At 49.0% G+C, this 1,432-nt stretch carries 1 protein-coding gene and 1 pseudogene; both read left to right on the top strand.

Features of this window, described 5'->3' with window-relative positions:
- Nucleotide 1 precedes the first annotated feature (1 nt).
- Nucleotides 2–691 (top strand): DUF6318 family protein, encoded by a 690-nt coding sequence (locus HMPREF2804_RS08785; RefSeq protein ID WP_070627963.1) that lies wholly within the window; start codon nucleotides 2–4, stop codon nucleotides 689–691.
- A 176-nt stretch (nucleotides 692–867) separates the two neighbouring features.
- Nucleotides 868–1,432: pseudogene (locus HMPREF2804_RS08780) on the top strand (hypothetical protein); the annotation flags it as partial.

The raw sequence follows: 1,432 nt of genomic DNA, 5'->3' as shown, positions 1-1,432 counted from the left end.
TATGAGCGCTTTGGGCGTTTCTGGGTTTGCTGTGCTGTTGTCTGCCTGTGGGGAGGACTCGAAGCCTGCTGGAGCGGCTACTGAGAGTTCGAGTTCTTCCTCTTCTGCGACTGTCGTTGCCTCTGCTTCATCCAGTGATAGCCCATCACCGTCTTCGAATGTGTCTGCGCATTATTCGGGGAACTCGAAAGCTCCGGAGGGGGAGTATCGTCCTGCGGATTTTTATGGTCCTGCGCAGAATGTTCCGAAGCCCAAGGCGGAGGAGGGGTATACGAATGCTTCCTTGGAGGGGATGCGTAAGACGGTGCAGGCGTGGACGGAATGGCGTAATTATGGCATGCAAACTGGAGATTATAGCGAGGCCAGAAAATTCATTAGCAAAGACTTTAAAGACGAACGGGATACTTACGATCTCAATACTGGACTGTATAAAGAGGGCGGGTGGATGATCGGCGGAGATTTAAGAAAATATGAGTTTCACGGTGAACCCATCAACCAGGGTAACGGTAAGTATGAGTGGAAGTTCTTTGTCGCTTGGCCGTATTACGTCTATGTTGACTCGGATGGGAAAACATATAAGAAAATTCGCAATGAAGATTATGAGAATAACTGGTTCATGATGACTCTTCATCATGACGGCAACCGATGGCTCATTGATAATGTTCATTCCCTGGCTATAGAAAAGAAGTAATTCCCTTGAACTCTCTAAAAACCAAAGTATTTTCTGGGTTTCTCTCGGCAACACTTGTGAGTGCATCCCTGTCCCATGTTCCTGCGGCTTTTTCTATAACTTGTAATAATGACACTCGCTCTTTTCAATGTCTAGATCAGACTGGAGGTGACCTTTGGGAACAGGGAAGCTCCCATGTGCCCAAACATGCTAATAATGACGAGCGTGAAACAAGTTCAAGTCAGGCTGGTAACGTTGAGGACGCTGAGGCTTATAGGAGGTGGTATGGGGAGCATCATCATGGTGAGTTTGGGTTTGCGCAAGGTAAGAACGGTGACCAGCGGTCGTTTGGGTTTGATGTCGCTAATGACGGCTCGTACTGTCTTAGTCGTGATGGTCAGGCTGGCACGTTTGAGAAAGCCCCAAAGACCGGGCGTGCTATCCCGGATATGATCAATGAGCTCTATGGAAACAAATGCACCCTGAACGACCCGGAAGCAGCACAGCAAGCCCAAAGCGAGTACGAACGGATTATCACCGAGATGCGCACTCATTTGCTGGAGTTGATCCCGGCGCATCCGCACCTGACTTTGGATAGTGCGCATCCACCACACACGAGTAAGGGTGAGGAAACGAATTTCTACACCACCCTAGAAGGAAGTTCTAATATTTTTGAAGGGGATTTGCCGATTGGGCATACCAGGATCCGGGCAGTACCGGTAGCGTACCGGTATGAGTATGGAGACGGGCACGATCTAAAAA

It is taken from the genome of Rothia sp. HMSC065G12 (assembly GCF_001811455.1).
Taxonomy (GTDB): Bacteria; Actinomycetota; Actinomycetes; order Actinomycetales; family Micrococcaceae; genus Rothia; species Rothia dentocariosa.
Note: the sequence above shows the minus strand (reverse complement) of the source record. Positions and strands in the feature narration are given on the sequence as shown.